Source organism: Porphyrobacter sp. YT40 (genome assembly GCF_006542605.1).
Lineage (GTDB): Bacteria > Pseudomonadota > Alphaproteobacteria > Sphingomonadales > Sphingomonadaceae > Erythrobacter.
Map to the genome: position 1 here is coordinate 3,335,319 of NZ_CP041222.1, position 26,580 is coordinate 3,361,898.

At 67.2% G+C, this 26,580-nt stretch carries 28 protein-coding genes; 14 read left to right on the forward strand and 14 right to left on the reverse strand.

Annotated elements, in window-relative coordinates; genetic code table 11:
* Positions 1 to 116: 116 nt before the first annotated feature.
* Positions 117 to 1,769: an amidohydrolase gene (locus E2E27_RS15745; protein WP_141460737.1), complete on the forward strand. Its 1,653-nt coding sequence runs from the start codon at positions 117 to 119 to the stop codon at positions 1,767 to 1,769.
* On the opposite strand, the gene tatC is transcribed toward E2E27_RS15745, so the two are convergent.
* The 9 genes from tatC to E2E27_RS15790 all read right to left on the reverse strand — a co-directional run bounded on the left by tatC (position 1,770) and on the right by E2E27_RS15790 (position 9,220).
* Positions 1,770 to 2,585 (reverse strand): twin-arginine translocase subunit TatC, encoded by an 816-nt coding sequence (gene tatC / locus E2E27_RS15750; RefSeq protein ID WP_181443473.1) that lies wholly within the window; start codon positions 2,583 to 2,585, stop codon positions 1,770 to 1,772. It abuts the gene before it with no gap.
* Complete coding sequence (tatB, locus tag E2E27_RS15755; RefSeq protein ID WP_234036091.1) at positions 2,572 to 2,973, reverse strand: Sec-independent protein translocase protein TatB; 402 nt, start codon at positions 2,971 to 2,973, stop codon at positions 2,572 to 2,574. Before tatB ends, tatC begins: the two co-directional genes overlap by 14 nt.
* 34 nt (positions 2,974 to 3,007) lie before the next feature.
* On the reverse strand, positions 3,008 to 3,271 hold the full coding sequence (gene tatA, locus E2E27_RS15760; protein ID WP_141460741.1) for a twin-arginine translocase TatA/TatE family subunit: 264 nt from the start codon (positions 3,269 to 3,271) through the stop codon (positions 3,008 to 3,010).
* Between the two features lie 73 nt (positions 3,272 to 3,344).
* The gene (gene scpB / locus E2E27_RS15765; RefSeq protein WP_141460743.1) at positions 3,345 to 3,965 is read right to left on the reverse strand and encodes an SMC-Scp complex subunit ScpB; all 621 of its coding nucleotides are present in this window, start codon (positions 3,963 to 3,965) and stop codon (positions 3,345 to 3,347) included.
* Positions 3,962 to 4,747 carry a segregation and condensation protein A gene (locus E2E27_RS15770; RefSeq protein ID WP_141460745.1) on the reverse strand — a complete coding sequence of 262 codons (786 nt, stop codon included), beginning with the start codon at positions 4,745 to 4,747 and terminating at the stop codon, positions 3,962 to 3,964. The genes scpB and E2E27_RS15770 overlap by 4 nt, the downstream gene beginning before the upstream one ends.
* Positions 4,744 to 5,766, reverse strand: a complete 1,023-nt coding sequence (gene nagZ / locus E2E27_RS15775; RefSeq protein WP_141460747.1) for a beta-N-acetylhexosaminidase — start codon at positions 5,764 to 5,766, stop codon at positions 4,744 to 4,746. The genes E2E27_RS15770 and nagZ overlap by 4 nt, the downstream gene beginning before the upstream one ends.
* Before the next feature lie 84 nt (positions 5,767 to 5,850).
* Entirely contained in the window at positions 5,851 to 6,594 is a 744-nt protein-coding gene (locus tag E2E27_RS15780) for an SPOR domain-containing protein (protein ID WP_141460749.1), read from the reverse strand.
* A 39-nt stretch (positions 6,595 to 6,633) separates the two neighbouring features.
* Entirely contained in the window at positions 6,634 to 8,376 is a 1,743-nt protein-coding gene (gene argS / locus E2E27_RS15785; protein ID WP_141460751.1) for an arginine--tRNA ligase, read from the reverse strand.
* A gap of 193 nt (positions 8,377 to 8,569) precedes the next feature.
* Positions 8,570 to 9,220, reverse strand: a complete 651-nt coding sequence (locus E2E27_RS15790) for a hypothetical protein (protein WP_141460753.1) — start codon at positions 9,218 to 9,220, stop codon at positions 8,570 to 8,572.
* A gap of 73 nt (positions 9,221 to 9,293) precedes the next feature.
* On the opposite strand from E2E27_RS15790, the gene ispH reads away from it, so the two are divergent.
* Genes ispH through rnhA form a run of 3 tightly spaced genes read left to right on the forward strand, consistent with a single transcriptional unit; the run spans position 9,294 to position 11,752 of the window.
* Complete coding sequence (ispH, locus tag E2E27_RS15795; RefSeq protein ID WP_141460755.1) at positions 9,294 to 10,271, forward strand: 4-hydroxy-3-methylbut-2-enyl diphosphate reductase; 978 nt, start codon at positions 9,294 to 9,296, stop codon at positions 10,269 to 10,271.
* An 18-nt stretch (positions 10,272 to 10,289) separates the two neighbouring features.
* A complete protein-coding gene (locus E2E27_RS15800) occupies positions 10,290 to 11,285 on the forward strand; it encodes a homoserine kinase (protein ID WP_141460756.1) in 996 nt (331 codons plus the stop codon).
* Between the two features lie 26 nt (positions 11,286 to 11,311).
* On the forward strand, positions 11,312 to 11,752 hold the full coding sequence (gene rnhA, locus E2E27_RS15805; RefSeq protein WP_141460758.1) for a ribonuclease HI: 441 nt from the start codon (positions 11,312 to 11,314) through the stop codon (positions 11,750 to 11,752).
* Between the two features lie 146 nt (positions 11,753 to 11,898).
* On the opposite strand, the gene E2E27_RS15810 is transcribed toward rnhA, so the two are convergent.
* Genes E2E27_RS15810 through E2E27_RS15820 form a run of 3 tightly spaced genes read right to left on the reverse strand, consistent with a single transcriptional unit; the run spans position 11,899 to position 14,195 of the window.
* A complete protein-coding gene (locus tag E2E27_RS15810; protein ID WP_086607903.1) occupies positions 11,899 to 12,075 on the reverse strand; it encodes a YegP family protein in 177 nt (58 codons plus the stop codon).
* Between the two features lie 45 nt (positions 12,076 to 12,120).
* Positions 12,121 to 13,251, reverse strand: coding sequence for an NAD(P)/FAD-dependent oxidoreductase (locus tag E2E27_RS15815; RefSeq protein ID WP_141460760.1), 1,131 nt, complete (start codon positions 13,249 to 13,251; stop codon positions 12,121 to 12,123).
* On the reverse strand, positions 13,248 to 14,195 hold the full coding sequence (locus E2E27_RS15820) for an alpha/beta hydrolase (RefSeq protein ID WP_141460762.1): 948 nt from the start codon (positions 14,193 to 14,195) through the stop codon (positions 13,248 to 13,250). The genes E2E27_RS15815 and E2E27_RS15820 overlap by 4 nt, the downstream gene beginning before the upstream one ends.
* Before the next feature lie 136 nt (positions 14,196 to 14,331).
* On the opposite strand from E2E27_RS15820, the gene E2E27_RS15825 reads away from it, so the two are divergent.
* The 7 genes from E2E27_RS15825 (at position 14,332) to E2E27_RS15855 (ending at position 21,823) form a co-directional block, all read left to right on the forward strand.
* Positions 14,332 to 14,823, forward strand: coding sequence for an A24 family peptidase (locus E2E27_RS15825; RefSeq protein ID WP_141460764.1), 492 nt, complete (start codon positions 14,332 to 14,334; stop codon positions 14,821 to 14,823).
* Positions 14,824 to 14,911: 88 nt separating this feature from the next.
* Entirely contained in the window at positions 14,912 to 16,030 is a 1,119-nt protein-coding gene (gene cpaB, locus E2E27_RS15830; protein WP_141460766.1) for a Flp pilus assembly protein CpaB, read from the forward strand.
* An 86-nt stretch (positions 16,031 to 16,116) separates the two neighbouring features.
* Positions 16,117 to 17,715, forward strand: a complete 1,599-nt coding sequence (locus tag E2E27_RS15835; RefSeq protein ID WP_141460768.1) for a type II and III secretion system protein family protein — start codon at positions 16,117 to 16,119, stop codon at positions 17,713 to 17,715.
* A 19-nt stretch (positions 17,716 to 17,734) separates the two neighbouring features.
* Positions 17,735 to 18,433, forward strand: coding sequence for a CpaD family pilus assembly protein (locus E2E27_RS15840; RefSeq protein ID WP_141460770.1), 699 nt, complete (start codon positions 17,735 to 17,737; stop codon positions 18,431 to 18,433).
* Positions 18,434 to 18,436: 3 nt separating this feature from the next.
* Positions 18,437 to 19,720 (forward strand): P-loop NTPase family protein, encoded by a 1,284-nt coding sequence (locus tag E2E27_RS15845; protein WP_141460772.1) that lies wholly within the window; start codon positions 18,437 to 18,439, stop codon positions 19,718 to 19,720.
* A gap of 113 nt (positions 19,721 to 19,833) precedes the next feature.
* Positions 19,834 to 20,805 (forward strand): type II secretion system F family protein, encoded by a 972-nt coding sequence (locus tag E2E27_RS15850; RefSeq protein ID WP_141460774.1) that lies wholly within the window; start codon positions 19,834 to 19,836, stop codon positions 20,803 to 20,805.
* 19 nt (positions 20,806 to 20,824) lie between these two features.
* Positions 20,825 to 21,823: a type II secretion system F family protein gene (locus E2E27_RS15855; RefSeq protein ID WP_141460776.1), complete on the forward strand. Its 999-nt coding sequence runs from the start codon at positions 20,825 to 20,827 to the stop codon at positions 21,821 to 21,823.
* Positions 21,824 to 21,857: 34 nt separating this feature from the next.
* Here E2E27_RS15855 and E2E27_RS15860 read toward each other — a convergent pair whose 3' ends face one another.
* The gene (locus E2E27_RS15860) at positions 21,858 to 22,346 is read right to left on the reverse strand and encodes a MarR family winged helix-turn-helix transcriptional regulator (protein WP_141460778.1); all 489 of its coding nucleotides are present in this window, start codon (positions 22,344 to 22,346) and stop codon (positions 21,858 to 21,860) included.
* A complete protein-coding gene (locus tag E2E27_RS15865; RefSeq protein WP_141460780.1) occupies positions 22,339 to 23,211 on the reverse strand; it encodes a crotonase/enoyl-CoA hydratase family protein in 873 nt (290 codons plus the stop codon). Before E2E27_RS15865 ends, E2E27_RS15860 begins: the two co-directional genes overlap by 8 nt.
* 246 nt (positions 23,212 to 23,457) lie before the next feature.
* Here E2E27_RS15865 and E2E27_RS15870 point away from each other — a divergent pair, with 246 nt between their 5' ends.
* The 3 genes from E2E27_RS15870 (at position 23,458) to E2E27_RS15880 (ending at position 26,555) form a co-directional block, all read left to right on the forward strand.
* Positions 23,458 to 24,351, forward strand: a complete 894-nt coding sequence (locus E2E27_RS15870; RefSeq protein ID WP_141460782.1) for a hypothetical protein — start codon at positions 23,458 to 23,460, stop codon at positions 24,349 to 24,351.
* A 185-nt stretch (positions 24,352 to 24,536) separates the two neighbouring features.
* Complete coding sequence (locus tag E2E27_RS15875; RefSeq protein ID WP_141460784.1) at positions 24,537 to 25,916, forward strand: NAD-dependent succinate-semialdehyde dehydrogenase; 1,380 nt, start codon at positions 24,537 to 24,539, stop codon at positions 25,914 to 25,916.
* Between the two features lie 39 nt (positions 25,917 to 25,955).
* Positions 25,956 to 26,555, forward strand: a complete 600-nt coding sequence (locus E2E27_RS15880) for an SDR family oxidoreductase (protein ID WP_141460786.1) — start codon at positions 25,956 to 25,958, stop codon at positions 26,553 to 26,555.
* The last annotated feature ends 25 nt before the right edge of the window (positions 26,556 to 26,580 follow it).

A 26,580-nucleotide genomic window follows, 5' to 3' on the forward strand; every position in this document is an offset into this window, starting at 1 on the left:
TCAGCGCTGCGCCGATTTGGCCAAAAGGATTTCCTCGTGTGCGGAAAGTTGGCAATGCTGCGCGAAGGCGATAGGCATCGCCGCCGATCCCTTTGGCCTTCCGATCAAGGACCTCCATGCTGCTGACGCTCGCCCGCTCGCTTGCCGCCGTTTCCGCTCTGGCGCTGGCTGCCCCTGCCCTTGCCGATACGCTGGTCGACAATGTCGACGGGCTGACTATCGACGAGACCGGCGCGGTCAAACGCTTCACCGGCCTGGTGTTCGATGACGACGGCAAGGTCACCACCCTGCTCGCGCGCGGCGAGGCGCGGCCGCGCACCGATTTCCTGATCGATGGCGAAGGCCGGGTGATGATCCCCGGCATGATCGACGCCCACGTCCACGTGATGGACATCGGCTTTGGCGCGCTGACGCTCGACCTGTCGGACACGACCTCGCTCGACGATGCGCTGGCGAAGATCAAGGCCTTTGCCGAAGAGAACCCGGGCCGCCCCTGGATTCTTGGACGCGGGTGGAATCAGGAGAAGTGGGGCCTCGGACGCTTCCCGACCGCCGCCGAACTCGATTCCGCCGTCGCCGATCGCCCGGTGTGGCTCGAACGCGCGGACAATCACGCCAACTGGGGCAACACCCTCGCGATCACCACCGCGGGCGTCACCGCCAAGACGGCGGACCCGGCCGGCGGCAAGATCATCCGCGACGCCAAGGGCGGCCCGGCGGGCGTGTTCGTCGACCGGGCGGTAGAGCTGGTCGGCAAGGTCGTCCCCCCGCCCCGCCCCGAAGACCGCGACCTTGCCTTCATCAAGGCGCAGGAGGTGCTGCTCGGCTTCGGCGTGACCGCAGTCGCCGACATGGGCACCGAACTCACCGACTGGAACACCTTCCGCCGCGCGGGCGATGCGGGCCGCCTGCAAATCCGCATCATGGCCTATGCCGACAGCTTCGAGACGCTCGACACCGTCGCCGGGCCGGAGCCGACCGTGTGGCTCTATGACGACCGGCTGCGGATGGGCGGCATCAAGCTCTATCTGGACGGCGCGCTGGGTTCGCGCGGGGCGGTGCTGAAGGCCCCCTATCACGACGATCCGGGCGCCAAGGGCCTGCCGCTGCTCAGCCCGGCGCAGCTGCGCAATCTGATGAGCCGCGCAGCGATGGACAATTTCCAGACCGCCGTCCACGCGATCGGCGATGCCGCCAACAACGAGGTGCTTGGCGCGGTCGAGGAGCTGTCCGAGACCTACAAGGGCGACCGGCGCTGGCGGATCGAGCACGCGCAGATCATCGACCCGGTCGACATTGCCCGGATGGGGCAGAACGGGGTAATTGCCTCGATGCAGCCGCTCCACCAGACCAGCGACCGGCTGATGGCCGAAGCGCGGCTAGGTCCCGACCGGCTCGAGGGGGCCTATCCGTGGCGCTCGGTGCTCAATGCGGGCGGGCGGCTGGCCTTCGGCTCGGACGCGCCGGTGGAGCCTGCCGATCCCTTCGCCGGGATGGCCGCCGCGATCAGCCGCACCGACGCGCAGGGCCAGCCCTTTGGCGGATGGTTCCCGCAGGAAGCGGTCAGCCGCGAAACCGCGCTCGCCGGGTTCACGTCCGATGCCGCCTTCGCCGGATTTGCCGAGGGGCGGTTCGGGCGGTTGCTGCCGGGCGAACGCGCGGACTTCCTACTGGTCGATCGCGACCCGCTGCTCGCCGCGCCCGACGCGCTGCGCCAGACCAAGGTGATCGGAGTGTGGATCGGCGGGGTGAAGGTGAAGGGGGAGTAACTACTCCGCCGCCGCGCGCTCCGCAGCCTCTTCGGCCTCGCGTGCGGCCTTGTCGGCCTCGACCGCCTTCTCCTGAAACCGCATCAGCAGCAGCGCGCCCTCGAACAGCAGCCACAGCGGCAGCGCGAGGATGATCTGCGAGCCCGGATCGGGCGGCGTCACCACCGCCGCGATCACGAAGATCGCCACGATCACATAACGCCGCGCCGCCGCCATCTGCGCGCGGGTGATGATCCCGGCGCGGTGCAGCAGCAGCAGCAGCACCGGCAGCAGAAAGGTCAGCCCGAAGGCGAGGATGAACTGCATCACCAGCGTGAGATATTCGCCCGCGCTCGGCAGCGCCTCCAGCTTCATGCCGCCCGCCTCTCCGCCGAAGCCGAGGAAGAAGTTGAAGGCAATCGGCATGACCACGAAATAGGCCAGCGCCGCGCCTGCGCCGAACAGGATCGGGGTGGCGAACAGGAACGGCAGAAACGCCTTCTTCTCGCGCGCATAGAGCCCCGGCGCGACGAAGGCCCAGAGCTGGTTGGCGATCACCGGGAAGCTGACCATGAATCCCGCGAACAGCGCAACCTTCAGCTCGACGAAGAACACCTCGGGCAGCTTGGTGAAGATCAGCTGGCCCTCGCCATTGGGGAAGGCCTGCTTGAGCGGCCACACCAGCAAGCCGAGGATTTCGTCGGCGAAATAGAGGCATACGCAAAAGCCCACCCCCAGCGCCAGCAGCGCGCGGATGACGCGGGTGCGCAGCTCGATCAGGTGGTCGAGCAGCGGGGCGCGGGTCTCGTCGAGATCGTCGATCTTAAACATCGCCATTGCCCTTGGCGAGCGGCAGCTGCGGCTGCGCCTCGTCGCTTTCGGGGACGGCGGGCTCCGGCGCCGGTTCGGCGGGCGGCTCGGGCTGAGACAAGGTTTCCACCGGCGGCGGCCCGGTCATCACCGGCGCACCGGCTTCGGCCTCGGTCAAGGCGGCGGAGCGGCGCATGATCTCCTCGTTCTGCGCCTTCCACTTCTTTTCCATTTCCTCCAGCTCGGCCTCGCGCACCATGGTGTCGATGCCCGAGCGGAAATGGGCCGAAATGCGCCGCATCTTGCCGATCCAGCGCCCCGCCGTGCGCATCGCCAGCGGCAGGTCCTTGGGCCCGATCGCCACCACCGCGACGATCAGGATGACCAGTATCTCTCCGATGCCGAGATCGAACATAGGGGGGTGCGGTCAGCCCGCCTCCTTGGCAGGGTCAGGTGCCGGGGGTGTCGGACTTGTCGAGCGTCGGAGCCGGAGCAGCAGTCGGGGCGGGAGCGGGGGCCGCGGTCGGCGCGGGGTCGGCGGCGGGCGGTTCGATCTGACCCTTGGCCGGCGGTTCCTGCGTCTCGCTCATGCCCTTCTTGAAGCTGGAGATGCCCTTGCCGAAATCGCCCATCATCTCCGAGATGCGGCCGCGGCCGAACAGGACCAGCACGACCAGTGCGATGATGAGAATTTGCCAGATACCGGGTTGCATGGTGCGAGTCTCGTGTTGCTGTGGAAGCCCCATATAGGAGCCTTGGCGCGGGGGCGCTACCCGGTGCGACGGATCAGGATGGGTCTTCGTCGTCGCTGTCGGTTTCGTCGGGCTCGTCCGGGTCGAAGCGCATCGCAGCCTCCATCGCCTCGTCCACCGGATCGAGCAGGCCTGCGGCGCGCAGCTCGTCGATTCCGGGCAGATCGCGGCGGCTGGCGAGGCCGAAATGGTCGAGGAATTCGGGCGTAGTCGCATAGATCACCGGGCGGCCCGGCACCTCGCGGCGGCCCGCCGGCTTCACCCAGCCCGCCTCCATCAGCACATCGAGCGTGCCCGCGCTGGTCTGCACGCCGCGGATCGATTCGATCTCCGCGCGGCTCACCGGCTCGTGATAGGCGATGATCGCCAGCACTTCCGTGGCCGCGCGGCTGAGGCGGCGTACCTGCTCCTTCTCGCGGCGCAGCAGATGGGCGAGATCGGGCGCGGTCTCGAAGTGCCACCTGCCGCCGCGCTCGACCAGATGCACCCCGCGCGGGCCATAGTGCGCCGCGATGGCCGCCAGCGCCGCGCGCACATCACCGGGGGCGGCATCGCCGAGATGGGCGGCGAGCGCATCGACGCTCATCGGCGCTTCGGCGGCGAACAGCGTCGCCTCCACCGCGCGTTCGAGCGGCTCGGGCTCGGGCTCGCTCATGCGGCTGCGTCTTTCAGACGGCGGATGCGCAGGGGGGCGAAGGCGCCCTCCTGCTCAAGCTCAGCCCGGCCCCGCTTGGCCAGTTCCAGCGCAGCGACGAAGCTGGAAGCGAGCGCCGAGCGCTTCAATTCGGGCGAGGCGTGGGGCGGGAGGAAATCGCGGATCTCCATCCACTCCAGCGTCACGCCGAGCATCGCCGCGACCCGCTCCAGCGCCGAATCGAGCGTCATCACCGGGCGGTTCGCGACGTGGTAGATGCGCGGCGCGGTGCGCGCCTTGACCTGCCCATAGGCCTGGATGAGGCTGAACAGGTCGGAGCGCCACACGGTCTTGCGGTCGGTGCGCAGGCCCTCGGGCGCGCCGCGCAGAAAGATGTCGCGCCCGATCCGGTCGCGCCCCATCAACCGCCCCGCCGCCTCGCGCATCGCGCCCAGTCGTTGCAGCCGCAATTGCAGGCGCAGCGCGAGTTCTTCGGGGCTCGGGTCTTCCTGCTCTTCTTTGGGCAGCAGCATCGCCGACTTCAGGTAAGCGAGCCAGGCTGCCATCACGAGGTAATCGGCGGCCAGCTCCAGCTTCATCGCCCCGGCGCGCTCGATATAGCTAAGGTATTGATCGACCAGCGCGAGGATCGAAATCTGCCTGAGGTCGACCTTCTGCCGCCGCGCGAGATCGAGCAGCAGGTCGAGCGGCCCCTCCCACGCACCCAGTTCGAGGTAGAGCGCATCCGAATCGGGCCGGGGCGCCTCGGGCGGGAACATGAAGGGCTGATCGGCCTCGCTCATGCGGCAGCCCCTGTCAGCGCCAGCAGCGCATCGCGCTTGGCAAGAAGGTCAGCCGCTTCGGGGGCGAGCGCCGGGGCAATGCGGGTGCCCGCCAGCGCCCGGTCGAGCCGCGCGGCGGTGGCGGGCGGCATGGCGGGAAGCACCTCGCAAATGCCCTGCATATCGTCCATCTTCGCCCAGCAATTGAGGATGATGTCGCAACCCGCCGCATGGGCGCGGCCAGCACGCTCGGGGATCGAGCCGCCCAGCGCCTCCATGTCGATGTCGTCAGTGAGCAGCAGGCCATCGAAACCGATGCTTCCGCGGATCACGTCGCGGATCACGGTTTCCGAGAGCGTGGCAGGGTTGTCCGCATCCCAGGCGGTGAATACCAGGTGCCCGGTCATGCCGATCAGCGCGTGGTTGAGCGTGCGGAACGGGGCGAGGTCGTCCTCCAGTTCCGCAGCCGAGGCGGTCACCGTGGGGAGCGCCTTGTGCGTATCGACATCGGTGCGGCCGTGGCCGGGCATGTGCTTGACGCAGCCCGTCACGCCGCCCGCCGCCAGTCCTTCGAGCACCGCGCGCCCGATCGCCGCCACGGCCACCGGGTCGCTGCCGAAGGCCCGGTCGCCGATCACGTCGTGTGCGCCGGGGACGCGCAGATCGAGCGGCGGGTGGTAATCGACCGTGATGCCCATCGCCGACAGTTCGAGCCCCATTGCCGTGGCATTGGCCCGCGCCGCCTCGATCGCGCTGGCGGGGGCGATGGCATAGAGCTGTTCGAAGGCGGCCCCGGCAGGATAGCTCGCCCAGTGCGGCGGCCGCAGCCGCGCGACACGCCCGCCTTCCTGATCGATCGAGATCAACAGCCGGTCACGCCCGTGGATGCTCCGCAAATCATCGGTCAACGCGCGCAGCTGTGCGGGATCGACACAATTGCGCCCGAACAGGATATAGCCCGCCGGGTCGCACTCGCGGAAGAAGGCGCGCTCGTCAGGGGTAAGCTGCGGGCCGCCGAGGCCGAAGATTGCCGGAATCATGGTGGCGCCAGACTCGCACCCAAAACCGGGTCTCGCAAGGGCAACAAGGGCTCAAGACCGGGGCAACACCCCGCCAATCCCCATCTATTTGACCTGACAATCGAGCCCGTCGGTCTTGAGCGCGGCGCACAGCCGGTCGGCCTCCGCGCGGCTGCCGGTGACTGCCTGCAGGCGATAGACCGTGCCGATATCGACCTTGCCCTCGACCACGCGGTGCTTGACCCCGTTGAGCTTCTCGGTGCGGCGCTGCGCATCGACCCAGCCCTGCTCGGCCCGCGCGCGGGTGCCATAGGCGGCAAGCTGGACCGACGTTCCCGCCGCCGGGGCGGGTTCCGCAGCCGGAGCGACCGGCACAGGCTTGGTCGCACCGGCAGAAGGAGGGGTTGCCGGAGCGGGCTTGCTGCCCGGCGTTCCGCCTGGAAGCGGCGGGAGGTTGGTATCGGCAACCACGGCGGGGCGCGATCCGCCCTCGCCCACCACCGGCGCGACATTGCCCGTGCCCGCGAAGGTCTTGCCGCCCGGATCTTCGGGCCTGGTCTTGACCGGCCCCTCGGGCGCGGGGATCACGCTGCCATCGGCGACCACATCGCTGCTCACCGCGCGGTTGGAGACCCACCAGACCCCGCCGACCACGACTGCCAGCAGCGCGACCATCAGGGTGAAGAACCCCGCGATCTGCATCATGTCGAAACCGCCCGCGTCCTCGTCATCCTCGTCGGATTCGAGCCAGGGGAGATTGTCCGTGTCGGCCAGATCGAGCTCGTCGCCGAACCCGTCGTTGCCGCCGTCCATCCCTTCGTCCAGTTCCTCGTATTCGGCGTCGATCATGGCGAAATTCCGGGCCCCCAATGGCTCACATGCGCTAGATTACATGCTTTCGACCGCCTCGACACCCAAGACGCCGAGACCGCCGCGGATTACCTGCCCGATTGCGGCTGCGAGGAAAAGCCTCGCCGCGGTCAGCTCTGCGTCCTGTTCCACGATGAAGCGCTTTTCCGGGCGGTCGTTACCGAGGTTCCAGTAGGAATGGAGGTCGCCCGCCAGATCATAGAGATAGAAAGCGATCCGGTGCGGCTCGCGCGCACGGGCGGCGGCTTCGATCTCGCGCGGGAACTGCGCGGCGCGGGCGATCAGCGCCAGCTCCTCCGCCCCGAGCCGATCGAGTGCCGCATCGGAGGGGGTGATCCCCATGTCGGCGGCCTTGCGCAGGCTCGAACGGATGCGCGCGTGGGCATATTGGACATAGAAGACCGGATTGTCCTTCGAGGCTTCGACCACCTTGTCGAAGTCGAAATCCATCTGCGCATCGGGCTTGCGGGTGAGCATGGTGAAGCGCACCACGTCCTTGCCGACCATCTCGACCACATCGGCGAGCGTCACGAAATTGCCCGCGCGCTTGGACATCTTGAACGGCTGACCGCCCTTCATCAGTTGCACCATCTGGACGAGCTTCACCTCGAACGGCTTGGGCGCCGCGCCATCCGCGCTGGTCAGCGCGGCGACGGCGGCCTTGATCCGCTTGACGGTGCCAGCATGGTCCGCGCCCCAGATGTCGACCAGCGCATCGGCGGTCTGGGCTTTCTGGAAGTGGTAGGCGAGGTCCGCGCCGAAATAGGTCCAAGACCCGTTCGACTTCTTGATCGGGCGATCCTGATCGTCGCCGAACCTGGTCGAGCGGAACAGCGGCAGTTGCACCGGCTCCCAGTCTTCGGGCGGGGCCTTGCCCTTGGGGGCTTCGAGCACGCCGTCATAGACGAGGTCGTGGTCGCGCAGCCATTGTTCGGCGGCGTCGACCTTGCCCGAGGCTTGCAGCTCGGCCTCGGAGGAGAACAGGTCGTGCCGGATGCCGAGCGTGGCCAGATCTTCGCGGATCATGTCCATCATCGCCGCCACCGCGCGTGTGCGGAACAGGATCAGCCATTCGTCTTCGGGCGCGGCAGCGTATTGATCGCCGAACTCGGCGGCGAGCGCTTCGCCCACCGGCTTCAGATATTCGCCCGGATATAGCCCTTCAGGGATGGTGACCGTCTCGCCCAGTGCCTCGCGATACCGCAGGTGCACCGACCGGGCGAGGACATCGACCTGCGCGCCCGCGTCGTTGACGTAATATTCCTTGATGACCCTATGGCCCGCGAATTCGAGCAGGCCCGCCAGCGCATCGCCGACGACCGCGCCGCGGCAATGGCCCATGTGCATCGGCCCGGTGGGGTTGGCCGAGACATATTCGATGTTGACGGTCGCGCCCCCGCCCATCTGCGAGCGCCCGTAATCCGCACCGAGGCTGGCGATGGCGCGCAGCTCGGCAAGCCATGCCTCGGGCGCGAGGCGCAGGTTGATGAAGCCCGGCCCGGCGATGTCGGCGCTGACGATGCCCGGCTGCGCGGCGAGCTTCGCGGTGATCGCCTCGGCCAGTGCGCGCGGGTTGAGACCCGCGGGCTTGGCGAGCACCATCGCGGCATTGGTCGCCAGATCGCCGTGACTGGGATCGCGCGGCGGCTCGAGCGTGACGTTGGCGAAGGAAGTGCCCGCGGGCAAAGTGCCCTCGGCAACCAGATCGGTCAGGACGCTTTCGATCAGCGCGGTGTGGGCGGCGTAGAGGGTCTTGGTCATGGCTGTCTCGTGCGATGTGCGCGGAAATATCGCGCGTGCAAGATAGGAAGCGGGGTCCCGGGTCAAGCCCGGGACGGGGAAGGACGAAAGCTGATCAATCGACGCCGCAGGCGTCGCAAGCGCGACCGCGCGCCCGCAGGCGCTCCGAAGGAAACGCGCCGAGGACGAAGGCGCGGATGCGCCTTCGTAAAAATCAACGCGTCGCGTTATACTTCAACTGCTCTTCGGTCAGCTGGAAGCCGACCAGCATTTCGAACCGGGTGCGGGCGACTGCGGCCTTGACCTCGGGATCGGCCAGCGGATCGAGCGCCGCTTCGGCATCGCCCGCGCGGCGTCGTCGGGTGATCTTCTGGCGGATATCCTCGGGCAGCGCGGCATCGGCGCGGTTGACGTAGCTTGCCGCCTTGCCGCTGGCGACCGCGCGCTCCTGCCCGTCGGCAAAGGCGAGCGTGACGGTGCCCACCCGCTTGCTGACCACGGCATTGCCGCCGCGCAGCACGGTAACGAAATAGGGCAGCTCCACCGTGCGCGCGCCGCGCGTGTCGGTGCGGCGGGCATTCACCGTGAAGGTCGCCTCGGAATAGACCTTGTCGGTGGCATCGTTGCAGGTCGAGCGCAGATCGGTCATCGCCGCAGTCACATCGAGACTGGCGACGGTGGTGTCTCCGCCGGGGCGGAAGGTGGTGATATCGCCGGTGTAGTCGGGAATCCCGACCGAGGGGCACAGCGTCAGCACGCTGGCAATGCCGACGCCCTGATCGATCACCAGCTCGCCCTCGTTCGAACAGGCCGCAAGGCTCGCCGCCAGTCCCAGAACCATAAAGCCGCGCGCGCGAAGCATCATCAAAAGCCGTCCTTGCATATTCCGATCCCGTGCGCCCTAGCGAGGACGCGCACAAAGCGCTAGGGGGAGAGACATGAACGCGCCCTTTCCCGCCTCCGAAGCTGCCACCGCAGACCGCCCGCCGCTCAATCTGCTAATCGCCGCCCCGCGCGGCTTCTGCGCCGGGGTCGATCGCGCGATCGAGATCGTCGAGAAGGCGCTCGAACGGTACGGTTCGCCGGTCTATGTCCGGCACGAGATCGTCCACAACAAATATGTCGTCGAAGGGCTTAAGGCCAAGGGCGCGATTTTCGTCAAGGAACTCGACGAAGTGCCCGACGATGCGCCCGTGGTGTTCAGCGCGCACGGCGTGCCCAAGGCGATCCCCGCCGAAGCGCGCCGCCGCGAACTGCTCTATCTTGATGCCACCTGCCCGCTGGTGAGCAAGATCCACCGTCAGGCCGAACGCCAGATCGAAAAGGGCCGCCACATCATCTTCATCGGCCACGAAGGCCACCCCGAGGTGATCGGCACGATGGGGCAGGTCGAACCGGGGCAGATGACGCTGGTCGAGACGATCGAGGATGTCGACAAGCTCCCGTTCGATTCCGACGAGGAGCTGGCCTATCTCACCCAGACCACGCTGTCGGTGGACGATACGCGCGAGGTGATCGAGGCGCTCGAATGGCGTTATCCCAACATCAGCGGGCCCAAGGCGGAAGACATCTGCTATGCGACCTCCAACCGGCAGGCGGCGGTCAAGGAGCTGGCGCATGACTGCGATCTGGTGCTGGTGATCGGCGCGCCCAATTCCTCGAACTCGCTGCGGCTGGTCGAGGTGTCGGAACGGCTCGGCACCCCTGCCAAGCTGATCCAGCGTGCCTCGGAAATCGACTTTGCCTGGCTCGAGGGGGTGGAAACGCTCGGCCTCACCGCCGGGGCCTCCGCGCCCGAAGTGCTGGTGCGCGAGGTGGTCGCCGCGCTGGCGCAGCACCGCACCATCCACGAGAAGGAAATCACCGCCACCGTCGAAAAGATGGTGTTCAAGCTGCCGCGCCAGCTGACCGAGTAGGCTTCTCGGGCGGGGCGCATGGCGGTCTATACCCATCTCGGGGCCGAGGATCTTGCCCGGCTGATCGCGCATTACGATGTCGGCGCGCTGGTTTCGGCCAAGGGGATCGCCGAGGGCGTGTCCAATTCCAACTGGCTGGTGGAGACGACGGGTAGCGGCGACAGCGGCACGCGCTTCATCCTGACGCTGTACGAGCGGCGGATCGACTATGCCGATCTGCCCTATTTTCTCGAACTGCTCGATCATCTTGCGGCCAAGGGCTGCCCGGTGCCGCGCACGATGCACGACCGCGCGGGTACTTCGTGGCGGATGGTCGAGGACCCCGGATCGCCGTCCGGGGCAAGCAAAGCGGCGGCGCTGATCGAATTTCTGCCCGGTGTCTCGCCCACCCGGCCGACGCCTGCGCAGGCTCGCAGCGTCGGCGAAGTGCTCGCGCGGCTGCATCTGGCGGCGCAGGATTTCCCGCGCACCCGCGCCAATGCGATGGATTTCGCCGCCAGCGCCGCAATCCTGCGCACCTGCGGGGCCGAGGCGCTGGCGACGATCGACCCGGCCCTCCCCGCGCTGCTCGCCGAGGCCGAGGCCGCCGCCGCGCTCGATCTCTCCGCCCTGCCGCGCTCGCAGACCCACACAGACCTTTTCCCCGACAATGTGCTGATGCTGGGCGACCGGGTGACCGGGCTGATCGACTTCTACTTCGCCTGCACCGGGCCGATGGTGCTTGATCTGGCGGTGACGCACGCGGCATGGAGCTTCGATGCGGCGAACGCGCATGATCCTGCCATCGGCAGCGCACTGATCGCGGGCTATGAAAGCGTCCGCCCGCTGGAGCCTGACGAGCGCGCACTGTTTCCCGATGTCGCCAAGGGCGCGTGCCTGCGTTTTGTCGCGAGCCGGGCCGAGGACTGGCTGGACACCCCGGACGATGCGCTTGTCACCCGCAAGGACCCGATGCAATTCGCGCGGCGGTGGCGGTTCTACGACGAAACCGGCCCCGCCCTGCTTGCAGGCTGAGCCGCGCGCGGCCAAGGGTGAGCGACATGAAACAGGTTCAGATTTTCACCGATGGCGCGTGCAAGGGCAATCCCGGCCCCGGCGGCTGGGGCGCGCTGCTGCGCATGGGCCCGCACGAAAAGGAACTGTCGGGCGGCGAGGCCGATACCACCAACAACCGCATGGAGATGACCGCAGCGATCCGCGGCCTCAATGCCCTGATCGAGCCGTGCAAGGTCGATCTCTATTCCGACAGCAAATATGTGCTCGACGGGATGCAGAAGTGGATCCACGGCTGGCAGAAGAACGGCTGGGTCAACGCCAGCAAGAAACCGGTGCGCAATGCCGATCTGTGGCACGACCTGATCGAGGCCGCGCGCCCGCACCAGATTACCTGGCACTGGGTCAAGGGCCACAACGGCCATCCCGAAAACGAACGGGTCGATGCGCTTGCCAGCGCGGAGGCGGAAAAAGCGCGGGGCGGTTAGGGCCGTTTTTGTCTTTGGCCACCTGTCGGTGGCGCATACCTCCCGCCCCACCTCCCCACCCGGCCACCAACAGTACCACTATGTTATGGTGGCCGGGTGGGGAGGTGGGGCGGGAGGTATGCGTCGCGCATCAGCGCGACATGAAATCAGGAATTATCTTCGACCTCGGCGCCGGGGCCGTTCTTCTTGATCGAATCGATCGCGTTCTGCGCGCTCGCCTTGCTGGAATAGCCCTGGGTCGAGAACATCACTTCGGAATTGTACTTGAACCGCACCCGGAACTCACCGGCGTTGTCCTTGTAGATTTCAAACTTGTGCGCCATGGCGGCCCCCTCTTTTCTGGTTGATCCCGCAGCAGGGATGGCAGATCAGCGGGCGCTTTTCCAGACCGATTGTTGCGCAAATCCCCCTCTGAATCGCTCCGGCGCATAGGCGGAGGCGTCGATCGGGGCGGTCATCGCGTCCGGCGCGGTGCCCAGCAGCAGCTGCGAGGCGAGGCGCGCGGCGGCGGGCGCGGTCTGGATGCCGAAGCCGCCCTGCCCGGCAAACCAGAAGAATCCGGCAGCCTCGGGATCGAAGCCATAGACCGGCAGCCGGTCCGGCGCGAAGCTGCGCAGCCCCGCCCAGCGCCGCTCGACCGCGGCGATGCGCCAGTCGGTCACCTGTTGAAAGCGGTCGATGGCGATGGCGACGTCCAGTTCCTCGGGCGCGGCGTCGCAAGGGGCGGAAGGGATCTCGTCATGCGGGCTCAGCCACAGCCGCCCGCCATCGGGCTTGAAATAGAAGCCGCCATTGATGTCGATCACCAGCGGCAGATCGGCAGGCGCGGGCGGATCGACACGCAGCACCGCGACCGTGCGCCGCAGGGGCGCAATGCCGATCGCGGGCACCCTGGCCAGCGCCGCGATGGTGTCGGCCCAGGCCCCCGCGGCGTTGACCATGGTAGCAGCACGCCATGTCTCGCCGCGCTCGCTGGTGAGGGTCCACACGCCATCCGCCCTGCCCAGCCCGGCGATTCGCGCGCGGCACACGGTCTCGGCCCCGTGACGGCGCGCGAGGGCGAGATAGTGCTGGTGCAGCCCCGCCACGTCGATATCGGCCGAGGCCGGCTGATGCAGCCCGTGGCGCCATTCGGAGCGAATCTGCGGCAGCATCGCCGCCAGCGACGCGCCCTCAAGCGGAGTGATCGCCACCCCGGTGCCTTCGTAACTGGCGCGAAAGTCCGCCATCGCCGCCGCATCCTCGGCCCGCCCGATATAAAGCGCGCCGCGATGCGTCAGAAAGCCGTGTTCATCGAGATAGGCACCCGAAGCGCGCGTCAGCGGCACCACGCCGGGGCCGCCATAGCATTCCTCCCAGAACGCTGCCGATCGCCCGGTGGCGTGATAGCCCGGCGCGTCCTCCGCCTCCAGCAGAACCACGCGAACATGGGGCGCAAGCTCGGCGGCAAGACTCGCCCCGACCATGCCGGCCCCGATGATGGCGATGTCGTGGATCATGCGTCCTGCGAAACCGGCGGCGCGACTCGGGCGAGGAAAGCTTCGATCCGCGCCATGATGGGGTCGCGCACCGCGTCCACCTCGCGCAGGACTTCGTGTGCGGCCTCTTCGCCCAGCGCCATGATCTCGCCCTTGGGCAGACGGGCGGCGGCGCGCAGATTGGCGGGGTGGCTGACCAGCTTGTCCGCCACGGTCGAGACGATCAGCACCGGCACCTGCACGGCCTCCAGCGCGCCGGGGCGTTCGAGCCCGATCCACGAGGCATAGGCCTGTTCGACCCAGCGCCAGCTCGCCGGGCCCATGACGAGCTCGGGCCGGTGGTCGCGCCACCATTGCTCGTCGGCATAGCGATCGGGATCGTGAGTGAGCAGCGTCGCGCGGCCCGTCGGCAGTTCGCCCGGCTTCTCGCTCCACTTCCACGCTTGCCGCAGCGGATCGCCGATCCGGCACATGGTCTGCGCGACCTTGTGCAGCAGGCCGAGCGGGAGCGGCGGGCCGGCGATGCCGGTCATCGGCGCGCTCAGCACCACCGCATCGGGCGCGATGCGGTGCTCGACCAGCGCGCGCAGCGCCAGATGCCCGCCCATCGAATGGGCCGCCAGCACATGCGGCCCGGGCGTCTCGGCCACCCACTGCGCCCACAACGCAGCCAGATCGTCGATCCAGATCGCGAAATCCTCGATATGCCCGGTGACCGCGTCGTTCCCGAGCCGCCCGGAACCTGCCTGCCCGCGCCAGTCGGCCGCTGTCACCCGCCACCCGGCGCGGTGCCATTCCTCCAGCGTTTCGAGGTACTTCTCGTAGAAATCCCCGCGCCCCGGCAGGAACAGGATCGAGCCCCTGCCCGCGCCCGGCCAGTCGACCCGGCGGATGGCATGGCCATCGCCAGCGGCCCACACGCTCTCGCGCGCGGCGGCGGGAATCGCCCTGCGGTCGATCACCATGGGTTTGCCATTCGGGTCGGTATTGGTGCCGAGGGGCGGGCTTGGAGTGTGGTTACTATTTGGTAAGTCATGTTCTGTAGGTGTGTCCCAATCAAGGACGGCCGCTGCATCGTGCAGGGCCTTCCGACGGGGCACGATGTCGATGAGCTTGATTTCCTACGGTCTGCTGGCGGGCTTGGCAATTGCGCTGGTGTTTGCCGCGTTCAGCGACATCCGCAGCCGCACGATCGCCAACCGTCTCAACCTTGCCATAGCACTCGGCGCGCCCCTGTTCTGGTGGGCGAGCGGGCTGTCGCTGTGGCCGGGTGTGGCGATCCAGCTGGGCGTGGCGGTCGCAGCCTTCGCGGTCTTTGCGGGCCTGTTCGCGCTCAACATGATGGGCGGCGGCGATGTGAAGCTGCTGACCGCGCTCGCGCTGTGGGTCAGCCCTGCGCACTTCATGCAATTGCTGCTGGTGATGGCGCTGGCCGGCGGGGCGCTGACGATCATCATGGCCGCTTGGCACGTGATGCGCCGCCAGAAGGACAAGCTCAAGATTCCCTACGGAGTGGCCATCGCATTCGGCGGCCTGTGGGTGCTGGCAATCAATTATCTGCCGCAGGGCCTCAACGCCGTTCAGGCAGCATAACCCGATTTTAACCAGTCAGGACTTACCAACTGCAACCATACCTGCCCGCTAACCAACCAAGGGCGATTACGAGGGGGCTATTTGAGCCATGGATAGGAAGAAACTGGTTCTGCTGCTCGGTGCGCTGATCATTGCGATCGGGACCGCTTTTGCCGCTCGCAGCATCTTCGCTGGAGGCTCTGCCCCCGCTGCCGAAGCCGCCGTGCCCACCGGGCCGCGCGTGCTTGTCGCCAAGCGGGCGCTGACCGCGGGCACCATCATCACCGCCGATGCGCTGGGCTTCCAGCCCTGGCCCAAGGAGCTGGTGCAGGACGCCTACTTCATCGACGGCGAAGCCGACATGAACACGCTGCTCGGCACCGTCGTGCGCTATCCGATCACCGCGGGTGAGCCGGTCACGCAGGGCTCGCTGGTGTCGCCGGGCGACCGCGGCTTCCTCGCCGCAGCGCTCGGGCCGGGCATGCGCGCCGTGACCGTGCCGGTGTCGGCTCAGGCCGGGGTGGCAGGCTTCATCTTCCCGGGCGACCGCGTGGACGTGGTCGTCAGCCAGGAAATCCAGGCCCGCGACGACGGCGAACCGCTGCGCGCCGCCGAAACCATCGTGCGCAACCTGCGCGTCCTGGCGACCGACCAGAAGACCGAAAAGAGCACCGACGAGAACGGCAAGACCGTGGTCGAGGAGTTCAGCACGGTGACGCTCGAAGTGACGCCCAAGATCGCCGAGAAGATCTCGGTCGCCCAGACCTTCGGCCAGATCAGCCTCGTGCTGCGCTCGCTGTCGGACAGCGCGGGTGAGCTCGACCAGGCGATTGCCTCGGGCAACATCCAGATCCCGGCGGGTGCTACCCCCGAGGAAGAGGAGCGTCTGCTCAAGGCTGCCGCCAAGCAGCCGATGGACAAGGGCGTGTCCTACGTGACCGGCGCCGATGTCTCGCGCTTCCAACGGTCGACCCCCGGGGTCAAGCAGGACAACGGCACCGGCGTCGCTCAGGCCCGTGCCCAGTCCGATGGTCCGGCCCGTGCGTCGGGTGGCAGCGCCGCACCGGTCTATTCCGGCCCGAGCGTCCGCGTCACCCGCGGCAAGGAAACCACCGAAACGCCGGTCAGCACCAAGGCCAATGCCGGTGCCGTGCTCTCCGGCCAGTCGAGCGGCGTGCGCCGCGCCGGGCAGACCGTGCCCGCCGCCGGCATGACCGTGATCAACTGAGGGGCTGACCGACCATGTCTGTGACCAACACCCGAAGTGCGCCTGCAATCCAGGCGATCCGTGGCAAACCCGAGGGGGGCCAACCCATGACGTCCAAGTTCAAGATCAAGCTGCTGCTGGCCGCTCTGGCCGCCGTGCCGATGGCCGCCATGCCGGTCGCCACCGCCACCGCCCAGTCGGTCGCCAAGCCCTCGCAGGAAATCGTCCTGTCGATCGGCAAGGGCGAGCTGGTGACGGTGCCCGGCACGATGGCCGATGTCTTCGTCGCCAACGAAGAGGTCGCCGATGTCCAGGTGAAGTCGCAGCGTCAGCTCTATGTCTTCGGCAAGGCCGGCGGCGAGACCACGGTCTATGCCAGCAACGATCGCGGCGACGTGATCTTCTCGGCCAACATCCGGGTCGGCTCGAACATCGGCAGCATCGACCAGATGCTGGCGATGGCGATGCCCGAAGCCAAGGTGAACGTGTCGACGATGGGCACCAACACCGTGCTGCTGACCGGCACCGTGAGCGCCCCTGAAGACGCTGCCGAGGCCGAGCGTCTGGTTCAGGCCTTCCTCGGCGAGGACGCCAACGTCATCAGCCGCCTGAAGACCGCGACCCCGCTGCAGGTCAACCTGCACGTCAAGTTCGCCGAAGTCAGCCGCAGCCTCGTTCGCGAAATCGGCGGCAACCTGACGAGCTTCGACGGCACCGGCGGTTTCCGCTTCGGTGTAGGCACCGGTCGCCCGATCACCGGCGATCCGAGCGGCCCCTCCGGCCCGCTGTTCGTCGGCAACGGCGTTGGCGATGTCGCCTTCGTCCTGCCCGATGGCACGGAAATTCCGGGCTATTCGGTCAATGCCAACGGCGGCACCTCGATCTCGGGTCTGGGCAAGCTGTTCGGTGTCGACACGCTCGGCGCGCTCGATCTGTCGGAGCGGCTGGGTCTGGTGACCACCATCACCGAACCCAACCTGACCGCGCTCTCGGGCGAAACCGCGACCTTCCTTGCGGGCGGTGAATTCCCGATCCCGATCGCGCAGGGTCTCGGCCAGGTGACGGTGCAGTTCCGCCAGTTCGGCGTGAGCCTCGCCTACACCCCCACCGTGCTCTCGAACGGCCGCATCTCGATGCGCGTGCGTCCGGAAGTGTCTGAACTGTCGACACAGGGCGCGATCACGCTCAACGGCTTTCAGGTTCCCGCGATCACCACGCGGCGCACCGAAACCACCGTCGAGCTGGGCTCGGGCCAGAGCTTCATGATCGCCGGTCTGATGAGCGCCAACGCGCAGAACCAGCTGGAAAAGGCGCCGGGTCTGGGCGACGTGCCGATCCTCGGCAATCTGTTCCGCAGCCGTCAGTTCCGCAAGGGCGAGACCGAGCTGGTGATCATCGTCACCCCCTATCTGGTCAAGCCGGTGGACGCCAAGGACATCAAGCTGCCGACCGATGGCTATGCCTCGGCCAATGAAGCCCAGCAGCTGCTCGGCTATCAGCAGCACGACGGCGTCTCGGGTGCCCAGCGCCCCGGCCCGACCGCTGCGGGCGGCGAGGATGCCCCTGCCCCCAAGGTGAGCCAGGCCGATCCGGCCGCCATCAGCCCGACCCAGCCGGAACAGCCGCGCCGGGCCGAAAAGAAGCGCCGCAAGGAAGACCGCGCAGCCAAGGCCGATGCCGTCGCTGCGCCCGGCTTCAGCCTCTAACGTGAGAAAGGTGACTGTGATGCCGCATGCACGACAAACCCGGCAGGCCAGCGTGCCCGCCTCCACCTTCGGGCGGGCCTCCAAGATCGCGATCGCGCTGGCGCTGGGCCTCGGCCTTGCCGGTTGCGGCGGGATGCCGGAAAACCGCACGCTCTACAGCGTCAAGCAGCCGGTGGTCGAACGCACCAACATGGTGCTCGATGTGACCACCAGCAGCGCCGGCCTGCCGATCTCCGAACAGCAGCGCCTCAACGGCTGGTTCGAGACGATGGACCTGCGTTACGGCGATCGTATCGCGATCGAGAACCCGGGGCAGAACCCCGCGGTGACCGGCGCGATCCGCGATCTGGCGGCGCGTTACGGCCTGATGATCAGCGACACCGCTCCGGTGACGCCGGGCTATCTCCAGCCGGGTCAGGCGCGCGTGGTGATCACCCGCGCCAGCGCCTCGGTGCCGGGCTGCCCCGACTGGTCGGCCAAGTCCGACATGAACTACACCAACGGCACCAGCCCCAATTTCGGCTGTGCCACCAACAGCAACTTGGCGGCGATGATCGCCGATCCGATGGATCTGCTGGAAGGCAAGAAGGGTTCGAGCGAGACGGTCATCGCCACCTCGAACAAGGCGATCTCGACCTATCGCCAGGCAGAACCGACCGGCGCAGCCGGGTTGATGGAAGCTGGCGCGGCCGCCGGCGGCGGCGGAGGAGGTAACTAAGCCATGAATGCTCCCTGGAAATCGGGCTTGCCCGGCAATCGCGATCCCTTTGCGGCCTATATCTGCGATGACAACGCGCTGGACGTGATCCGGCCCGTGGTGATCGAGCTCGGCTGGCAGCCGGAAAAGTGCAACAAGGGCGGCCTGCGCAATGCGGTGCAGTCGCTCTCGGTCAGTGCCTCCCCGGCGATCCTGCTGGTCGACCTGTCGGAAAGCGGCGATCCGCTCAACGACATCAACGCGCTCGCCGAAGTGTGCGAGCCGGGCACGGTGGTGATCGCGGTCGGGCAGGTCAATGACGTGCGCCTCTACCGCGACCTGCTCGCCAGCGGCATCCACGACTACCTGCTCAAGCCGCTTTCGCCGCAGCAGGTGCACGATGCGCTCAATCAGGCGCTGGCCGTGTTCATGAGCCCCAAGGGCGGCGACGGTGACGGGGTCAAGCGCCACGTCTCCACCGCCATCGTCGGCACCCGCGGGGGTGTCGGCGCCTCGACGCTGGCGACTTCGCTCGCATGGCTGTTTGCCGAGGCGCACAAGGCGCCGACCGCGCTGCTCGATCTGGATGTCCACTTCGGCACCGGCGCGCTGGCGCTCGATCTCGAGCCCGGCCGCGGCCTGACCGACGCGATCGAGAACCCCAGCCGCATCGACCCGCTGTTCATCGAACGCGCGATGGTGCGCGCCGGTGACAACCTGTCGATCCTGTCGGCCGAAGCCCCGATCAGCCAGCCGCTGATGACCGATGGCGCAGCCTTCGTTCAGCTGGAGGACGAGTTCCGCCAGGCGTTCGAAATGACCGTGATCGATCTGCCGCGCAATATGCTGATCAACTTCCCGCAGCTGCTGGCAGACGTGAATCTCGTCCTGCTGACCTGCGAGCTGACGCTGGCTTCGGCGCGCGACACGATCCGGCTGCTCTCGTGGCTCAAGACCAACGCGGCGCACGCGCATCCGATGATCGTCGCCAACAAGGTGCAGCCGGCGGTTGCCGAGATCAGCAAAGCCGACTTCGAAGCCTCGATCGAACGCAAGGTCGATTTCGTCGTGCCGTACGACGTCAAGGCAGCCTCGAACGCGGCCAAGCTGGGTCAGGTCTTCGTCGACGCCAACCGCTCGAGCAAGGCCACGGCCGCGATCCGTCACATCGCCGAACGGGTGATGGGCGCGAGCGAGGACGAGCAGTTCGACGGCGGCAGCGGCGAGAAGAAATCGCTGCTCGGCAATTTCGACTTCAAGTCGATGCTGTCCAAGAAGCCCAAGGTCGATCTCACCAAGGCCGACTGAACCGATTGCCGAACGCGGGGGGCGGTCGCCGACACGCCGCTCCGTCCCCCGCGCGGCACCCTTTGTTGATGTAATCCGCCGCTCGCCGGCGCAGCCAGGCAGGACAAACCGAGATGGACTTTTTCCAAACCCTGCTGATCACGCTCGTGATCTTCGCCGTGCTGGTGCTGGGCTATACGGTCCTGGCCGGGTCGGGCGCGGCCAAGGCGCAGAAGCGCCGGATGGAATCGCTGCGTCACCGCCACTCGGAAAGTCTCGACGCCAAGGTCGACGCGCAGTTCAAGCGGGCGATCGCGGCACGCAAGCCCAAGACCTACAAGGTCGCAGGCTCCGGGTCGCGCACCGAAGCCCTCGCCATGCGGCTGAACCGCACCGGCAAGGACTGGACGGTGTCGCAATATCTCTACGCCTCGATCGGTCTGGCGCTGGCGGTAGCGGTGGTCATGTTCGTGCTGACCAAGTCCGCCCTGCTTTCGGCAGGCGTAGGCCTGTTCCTTGGCGCCGGGCTGCCGCACGTGGTGGTGGGCAGCCTGATCAACAAGCGCACCAATGCCTTCGTCTCCAAGTTCCCGGACGGGATCGAGCTGCTGGTGCGCGGTCTGCGCTCGGGCCTGCCGGTAACCGAGACGCTTGCGATCGTCTCGACCGAAGTGCCCGGCCCGGTCGGCTACGAGTTCAAGAGCGTGATCGACCGCATCAAGGTCGGCAAGACCATGGAAGACGCGCTGCAGGACACCGCCGACAAGCTCGGCATCCCCGAATTCAACTTCTTCACCATCACCCTGGCGATCCAGCGCGAGACCGGCGGCAACCTTGCCGAAACGCTCTCGAACCTCGCCAACGTGCTGCGCCAGCGCGCCCAGATGAAGCTGAAGATCAAGGCGATGAGCGCCGAATCCAAGGCCTCGGCCTATATCGTCGGCTCGCTGCCGTTCCTGGTGTTCGGGATGATCCTCTACATCAACCCGGAATATATGAGCGGGTTCTTCAACGATGATCGTCTGATCGTGACCGGCCTCGGCGCCGGGGTGTGGATGGGCATCGGCGTCGCCATGATGGCCAAGATGGTCAACTTCGAAATCTGATCGCGGGGGCAAGAGAACCATGATCAACCAACCCAGCGGCCCGACGCTCCTCGGCTTCGACGTCATCCTCGTCGGCTCCCTGCTTGCAGGTCTGGCGGCCTTCGCGGTGATGCTGGCGATCTACGCCGCGGTCACCATCCGCGATCCGATGGCCAAGCGCGTCAAGGCGCTGGAAGCGCGGCGCGAACAGCTCAAGGCCGGGATCGTCACCTCGGGCTCGAAGAAGCGCACGAGTCTGGTGCGTCGCACCGACACGACCGACAAGGTCAAGAACAGCCTCGGGCGCCTCAACGTCCTGCAGGACAGCCAGCTCAAGGACATCCAGCAGAAGCTGGCGCACGCGGGCTACCGCAACAAGGAACTGGCGGTCGTCATCATCGGCGCCCGCGCGATCCTGCCGATCCTGGTCGGCGGGTTGATGGGCACGCTCATTTACATCGTCAACTTCTGGCCCGACTGGAGCCCGATGTTCCGCCTGATCGTGTTCGGCGGCAGCGTGTGGGCGTCCTACAAGGGCCCGGAAATCTTCCTGAGCAACAAGGCGAGCAAGCGCACCAAGGAGATCCAGAAGGGCCTGCCCGACGCGCTCGACCTCCTCGTCATCTGCGCCGAAGCCGGTCTGACCGTCGATGCCGCCTTCAACCGCGTCGCCAAGGAACTGGGCCGCGCCTATCCCGAACTGGGCGACGAATTCGCCCTGACCGCGATCGAGCTTTCGTTCCTCAACGAACGCAAGATGGCCTTCAACAACCTCGCCTACCGCGTCAATCTGGAAGCGGTGAAGGGCGTGGTGACGACCATGATCCAGACCGAACGCTACGGCACCCCGCTCGCCTCGGCGCTGCGCGTGCTCTCGGCGGAATTCCGCAACGAGCGCATGATGCGCGCCGAAGAGAAGGCTGCGCGTCTTCCGGCGATCATGACCGTGCCGCTGATCGTGTTCATTCTGCCGACGCTGTTCGTCGTCATCCTTGGCCCGGCGGCCTGTTCGATCTCGGACAACCTCGTCAACAAGTAAGGCGGTCGCGATTGCGGAAGGGCCGGAGCGGGGATCACCCCTGCTCCGGCCCTTCTGGCGTATGGCCCGCCAGCCGCAGCGCCCGCCCGCGCAGCCCGGCGAGCAGACGGCGCAGCGCCGCCTCCTCCTCAGGCGCGAGGCCGGCGAGCAGTTCGGCTTCGGTGGCGCGGGCGAGCGGCATGACCTCGGCGTGGATCGCCTCGCCCTCCCCCGTCAGTGCCAGCAGGTGCGAGCGTCCGTCGCCCGGATTGGGCACTCGTGCGATCAGCCCGCGCTCCTCCAGCACCTTGACCGCGCGGTTGACCGCGACCTTGTCCATCACCGTCGCCGCGGTCAGCGCGCGCTGCGTCATCCGCCCGCTGTCGCCCAGCACCGCCATCACCCGCCATTCGGGGATCTTGAGCCCGAACCGCTTGCGATAGCGCTCGGCGATGAGCCCGCTGACCGCGTTGGAGGTGACCGAGAGCTGGTAGGGCAGAAACCCCGCCAGCTGCCCTCCCCCCGTGCCGCCCGGTTCACTCATAGGGGCGTTCGTCCCACCAGGGGTAGAAATCGGGCATGTCGGCGCTGACCCGGCCCGGATAGGCGGGCGGGCGCTTTTCGAGGAAGCTGGCGATGCCCTCCTTCGCGTCGGCCCCGCGGCTGAGGCGGTAAATCGCTCTGGAATCGATCTTGTGCGCTTCCATCGGGTGATCCGTGGCCGAAAGCCGCCACATCATCGCCCGCGTCATCGCCACCGACACGCCCGAAGTGTTGTCGGCAATCTCCCGCGCCAGCGCCGTGGCGGCGGGCAGCAGGTCCCCCGGAGCATGAACCGAACGCACCAGCCCGCCCGCCTTCGCCTCTGCCGCATCGAACACGCGGCCCGTGTAACACCACTCGAGCGCCTGCTGGATGCCGACGATGCGCGGCAGAAACCAGCTCGAGGCGGCTTCGGGCACGATCCCGCGCCGCGCGAAGACGAAGCCGTAGCGCGCGGTCTCGCTCGCGAGGCGGATGTCCATCGCCAATTGCATCGTCGCGCCCACGCCCACCGCCACGCCGTTACAGGCCGAGATCAGCGGCTTCTTGCTCTCAAACAGGCGCAGCGCCAGCAGGCCCCCGCCATCGCGCACCTTGGGATCGGACAGGTCGGCGACCTCGCTGGGGTCGGAGAACACGTGCCCGCCGCCCTCGGGCGTGAGGTCCGCCCCGGCGCAGAAGGCCCGATCCCCGCTGCCGGTGAAGATCACCGCGCGCACCGCATCATCGGCGTCGATATCGTCCATCGCCGCCATGATCTCCTGCCCCATCGTGCGAGTATAGGCGTTCATCTTCTCGGGACGGTTCAGCGTGATCGTGGCAATGCCATCGGCCTTGGCGACGATGATCTGGGTGTATTCGGTCATGCCGGCGCTCTCTCTCGTATCCGGGCTTCGCCGCCCGTGTTGGAGACACATGAGACACTGTCCAAGAGACGAAAACAAGCCTCACGCGCGTGCGCGTTTTTGGCAGGGTTCGGGCAGGGCAAGGGGCTTTGCGGCGCGCATCGAATCAGGCCTATCGCGGGCGCGGCGTGTAGGAAAGCGGCGCGCGGGCAGCACGCTCGGCGCGCCGGTTGCGGGGGCACGGGCCTGGCCTTATGGCTGGCGGCGATGACAGGGGTGCGCGAAACGCTGGAAACCGATGTGCGGGCGCGGCTGCGCGATCCGGCCTATTTCGCGCTCCACCTTGAGGCCGCTGCCGCGATCCGTGAGGTGGGCGGGCTGGGCTGGTACGATTCGCAGTTTCTGCGCCGACGCGAAGTCGCCAAGCGCTATCTCGCCGCGGTTCGCCCCGATGCACTCGCCACCTTCACCGATGGCTTCGCGGCGCTCCAGCCCCCGCCCGACTTCCGCGAAACGCTGATCGACGATGTGTTCGATGCGGCCACCCATGCCGCGATCATCGAGGCCAGCCGCACCGCCGCGATCGATACCTCGACCATGCAGGCGCGCGAGAACGCCGCCTTCGGGCGCGATGTGGTGTGGGACCACCCCTTTTTCCTCACGCTTCAGGAACAGGTGCGCCCCGTGGCCGAAGCGATTGCCGGGATGCCGCTGGTGTCGAGCTACAACTTCCTCAGCCGCTACGGCGCGCAGGGGAAATGCGATCTGCACATGGATCACCCCGATGCCATGTTCACCTTCGACTATTGCATCGCGCAGGACGCGGTCTGGCCGATCTACGTCAGCCGCCCGGTCGACTGGCCCACGGCCGAATTCGCGCAGCACTTCGACCCTGAGGCGATCATCGCCGATCCGCAATATGGCTTTGCCGAGCACCTGCTGCGGCCCAACCAGGCCTTGCTGTTCAACGGCTCCTCGCAATGGCATTACCGGCGCCCGAAACAGGCGGGCGGGTTCTGCCACCTGCTGTTCTTCCATTATGTCCGCGCCGGTTGCGCGGATCTGGTCGAGCCTCGGCGCTGGGCGGATCACTTCGCCATCCCCGAGCTTCGCCCCTTGTGCGACCTGTTTCTCGACGGCGAGACCGACGGCCTGCCGTAACCGGGTCTCGCCCTGTCCCTCCGCCCGTTTCCGACCACACGCGTGACGGAACATCGCGGCCCCGCGCCTGTTAACCCTGCAACACCCACCGCAATGTTTCGGTGCCGGACCCGGCCGCAAACCCCCTTGCGGCCGCCCCTCCCCGCGCGCCCCGTGATGACGCATTGCCCAGCAAGAGGATTTTCATGGCTACCATCGAAACCCGCAACCCCGCCACCGACACCCGCATCGCCACCTACGACCTGATGAGCAAGGACGAAGCCTTTGCCATCGTCGAGGCGGCGCATACCGCTTTCGAAGACTGGCGCACCCGCAGCTTCGAAGAGCGCGCGCCGGTGCTGCGCAAGATCGCAGGCAAGCTGCGCGATAACAGCGACCGCATCGCCGAGCTGATGACCCACGAAGTCGGGAAGCTGCTGCGCGACGGCAAAACCGAAGTCGAACTCTGCGCCCGCCTGTTCGAATATGCCGCCGACAATGGTGCGGAAGAACTCGCTGACGAGGAACGCACTCACTCGGGCGGCAAGAAGCGCGGGATCGTAACCTATCAGCCGATTGGCGTGCTCTATTCGATCCAGCCGTGGAATTTCCCGCTCTACCAGCCGGTGCGCGTGCTGGCCGACAATCTCATGGCGGGGAATGCCTGCGTGTTGAAGCACGCCTCGATCTGCACCGGCACCGGGCTGCTGCTGCGCGATCTGTGCCTCGAAGCGGGCCTGCCCAAAGGGCTGTTCGACGTGCTCCTCGTCGATCACGATGTCTCGGACGAGATCATCGCGCATGACAAGATCCGCGCCGTCACCATGACGGGCAGCGACGGTGCGGGCGCGCATATCGGCAAGACCGCCGCCGCCGCGCGCAAGAAGACCGTGCTCGAACTCGGCTCGAACGACGCCTATCTGGTGCTGGAAGATGCCGACATCGAACTGGCGGTGAAGACCTCGGTCACGGGCCGCCTCTACAACAATGGCGAGACCTGCGTTTCGGCCAAGCGTTTCGTGGTGACGGACGCGGTCTATGACGATTTCGTCGCCGCCTTCGTGGAACGGATGAAGAGCGCCAAGATGGGCGATCCGATGAAGGAGGACACCCAGCTCGGCCCGCTTTCGAGCGAAGACCAGTATCGCACCATTTGCGAGCAGGTCGAAAAGAGCCTCGCTGGCGGTGCCACCCTGCTGTGCGGCGGCGACCCGGATGAGAACGCGACGGGCTGGTATTATCCGCCCACGGTGCTTGCCGACTGCAAGCCCGGCACCCCTGCTTATGACGACGAACTGTTCGGCCCTGTCGCCTCGGTGATCCGCGCCAAGGACGATGAAGACGCAATGCGCATCGCCAACGACAGCCGCTATGGCCTCGGCGGCGGAATCTTCTCGAAGGATGAGGACAAGGCCATCCGCCTCGCCCGCGACCACTTCGACACCGGCATGGTGCGCATCAATTCCTTCGGCGCGGCGGACCCCAACATGCCCTTCGGCGGGGTCAAGAACTCGGGTTACGGCCGCGAGCATGGCGGCTTCGGGATGAAGGAATTCGTCAACGCCAAGGCGATCTTCCTGCCCTGATCCCGGCCCCCGACACACCCGAACACTAGGAGACTTCCCATGAACATTCTCATCGCCGGAGCCACCGGCAACACCGGCCTGCGCCTCACCCGCGAACTCGCCAAGCGCGGCCATGATACCGTCGCGCTGGTGCGCGAAAGCTCGGACACCGTGGGCCTGCCCAAGGCAACCGAACAGCGCCTCGCCGACCTCACCGATCTCGACGACAGCGTCACCAGGGGCTGCGACGTGGTGATCTTCGCCGCCGGATCGGGCGGCGGGACGAGCGAGGAAATGACCGACAAGGTCGACCGCGACGGCGCGATCCGGCTGATCGAGATTGCCGAGCAGACCGGCGTGAAGCGCTTCGTGATGCTGAGCTCGGTCGGCGCGGGCGATCCGCCGGCGGACAGCGACCTCAAGCACTACCTCGAAGCCAAGCACGCCGCCGACGAGCGCCTGATGGCAAGCAGCCTCGAATATGCGATCCTGCGCCCGGTCAGCCTCACCGAGGATGGCCCCACGGGCGACGTGGTGCTGGGCGACGATGTCGACCACGGCGCCAAGGCCACGCGCGGCGATGTCGCGATGCTGCTCGCCGATGCGGCGGAGAGCGACGAGTGGGTCGGCAAGGTCACGCTGATGCAGACCGCCGCCTGATTGCTCTGCGCGGAACTGAAAACGC

Excerpts from the sequence above, each read along its gene's own strand:
- E2E27_RS15800 (WP_141460756.1), top strand. The coding sequence starts at position 10,290 with ATGGCGGTCTATACCCATCTCGGGGCCGAGGATCTTGCCCGGCTGATC.
- tatC (WP_181443473.1), bottom strand. The coding sequence starts at position 2,585 with ATGGCGATGTTTAAGATCGACGATCTCGACGAGACCCGCGCCCCGCTG.
- E2E27_RS15810 (WP_086607903.1), bottom strand. The coding sequence starts at position 12,075 with ATGGCGCACAAGTTTGAAATCTACAAGGACAACGCCGGTGAGTTCCGG.
- E2E27_RS15860 (WP_141460778.1), bottom strand. The coding sequence starts at position 22,346 with ATGAGTGAACCGGGCGGCACGGGGGGAGGGCAGCTGGCGGGGTTTCTG.
- E2E27_RS15855 (WP_141460776.1), top strand. The coding sequence starts at position 20,825 with ATGATCAACCAACCCAGCGGCCCGACGCTCCTCGGCTTCGACGTCATC.
- E2E27_RS15850 (WP_141460774.1), top strand. The coding sequence starts at position 19,834 with ATGGACTTTTTCCAAACCCTGCTGATCACGCTCGTGATCTTCGCCGTG.
- E2E27_RS15845 (WP_141460772.1), top strand. The coding sequence starts at position 18,437 with ATGAATGCTCCCTGGAAATCGGGCTTGCCCGGCAATCGCGATCCCTTT.
- E2E27_RS15840 (WP_141460770.1), top strand. The coding sequence starts at position 17,735 with ATGCCGCATGCACGACAAACCCGGCAGGCCAGCGTGCCCGCCTCCACC.
- ispH (WP_141460755.1), top strand. The coding sequence starts at position 9,294 with ATGAACGCGCCCTTTCCCGCCTCCGAAGCTGCCACCGCAGACCGCCCG.
- nagZ (WP_141460747.1), bottom strand. The coding sequence starts at position 5,766 with ATGATTCCGGCAATCTTCGGCCTCGGCGGCCCGCAGCTTACCCCTGAC.
- E2E27_RS15790 (WP_141460753.1), bottom strand. The coding sequence starts at position 9,220 with ATGATGCTTCGCGCGCGCGGCTTTATGGTTCTGGGACTGGCGGCGAGC.
- argS (WP_141460751.1), bottom strand. The coding sequence starts at position 8,376 with ATGACCAAGACCCTCTACGCCGCCCACACCGCGCTGATCGAAAGCGTC.
- E2E27_RS15780 (WP_141460749.1), bottom strand. The coding sequence starts at position 6,594 with ATGATCGACGCCGAATACGAGGAACTGGACGAAGGGATGGACGGCGGC.
- E2E27_RS15865 (WP_141460780.1), bottom strand. The coding sequence starts at position 23,211 with ATGACCGAATACACCCAGATCATCGTCGCCAAGGCCGATGGCATTGCC.
- E2E27_RS15815 (WP_141460760.1), bottom strand. The coding sequence starts at position 13,251 with ATGATCCACGACATCGCCATCATCGGGGCCGGCATGGTCGGGGCGAGT.
- scpB (WP_141460743.1), bottom strand. The coding sequence starts at position 3,965 with ATGAGCGAGCCCGAGCCCGAGCCGCTCGAACGCGCGGTGGAGGCGACG.
- E2E27_RS15870 (WP_141460782.1), top strand. The coding sequence starts at position 23,458 with ATGACAGGGGTGCGCGAAACGCTGGAAACCGATGTGCGGGCGCGGCTG.
- E2E27_RS15880 (WP_141460786.1), top strand. The coding sequence starts at position 25,956 with ATGAACATTCTCATCGCCGGAGCCACCGGCAACACCGGCCTGCGCCTC.
- E2E27_RS15820 (WP_141460762.1), bottom strand. The coding sequence starts at position 14,195 with ATGGTGATCGACCGCAGGGCGATTCCCGCCGCCGCGCGCGAGAGCGTG.
- tatA (WP_141460741.1), bottom strand. The coding sequence starts at position 3,271 with ATGCAACCCGGTATCTGGCAAATTCTCATCATCGCACTGGTCGTGCTG.
- E2E27_RS15875 (WP_141460784.1), top strand. The coding sequence starts at position 24,537 with ATGGCTACCATCGAAACCCGCAACCCCGCCACCGACACCCGCATCGCC.
- cpaB (WP_141460766.1), top strand. The coding sequence starts at position 14,912 with ATGGATAGGAAGAAACTGGTTCTGCTGCTCGGTGCGCTGATCATTGCG.
- E2E27_RS15825 (WP_141460764.1), top strand. The coding sequence starts at position 14,332 with ATGTCGATGAGCTTGATTTCCTACGGTCTGCTGGCGGGCTTGGCAATT.
- E2E27_RS15835 (WP_141460768.1), top strand. The coding sequence starts at position 16,117 with ATGACGTCCAAGTTCAAGATCAAGCTGCTGCTGGCCGCTCTGGCCGCC.
- E2E27_RS15770 (WP_141460745.1), bottom strand. The coding sequence starts at position 4,747 with ATGAGCGAGGCCGATCAGCCCTTCATGTTCCCGCCCGAGGCGCCCCGG.
- E2E27_RS15745 (WP_141460737.1), top strand. The coding sequence starts at position 117 with ATGCTGCTGACGCTCGCCCGCTCGCTTGCCGCCGTTTCCGCTCTGGCG.
- rnhA (WP_141460758.1), top strand. The coding sequence starts at position 11,312 with ATGAAACAGGTTCAGATTTTCACCGATGGCGCGTGCAAGGGCAATCCC.
- tatB (WP_234036091.1), bottom strand. The coding sequence starts at position 2,973 with ATGTTCGATCTCGGCATCGGAGAGATACTGGTCATCCTGATCGTCGCG.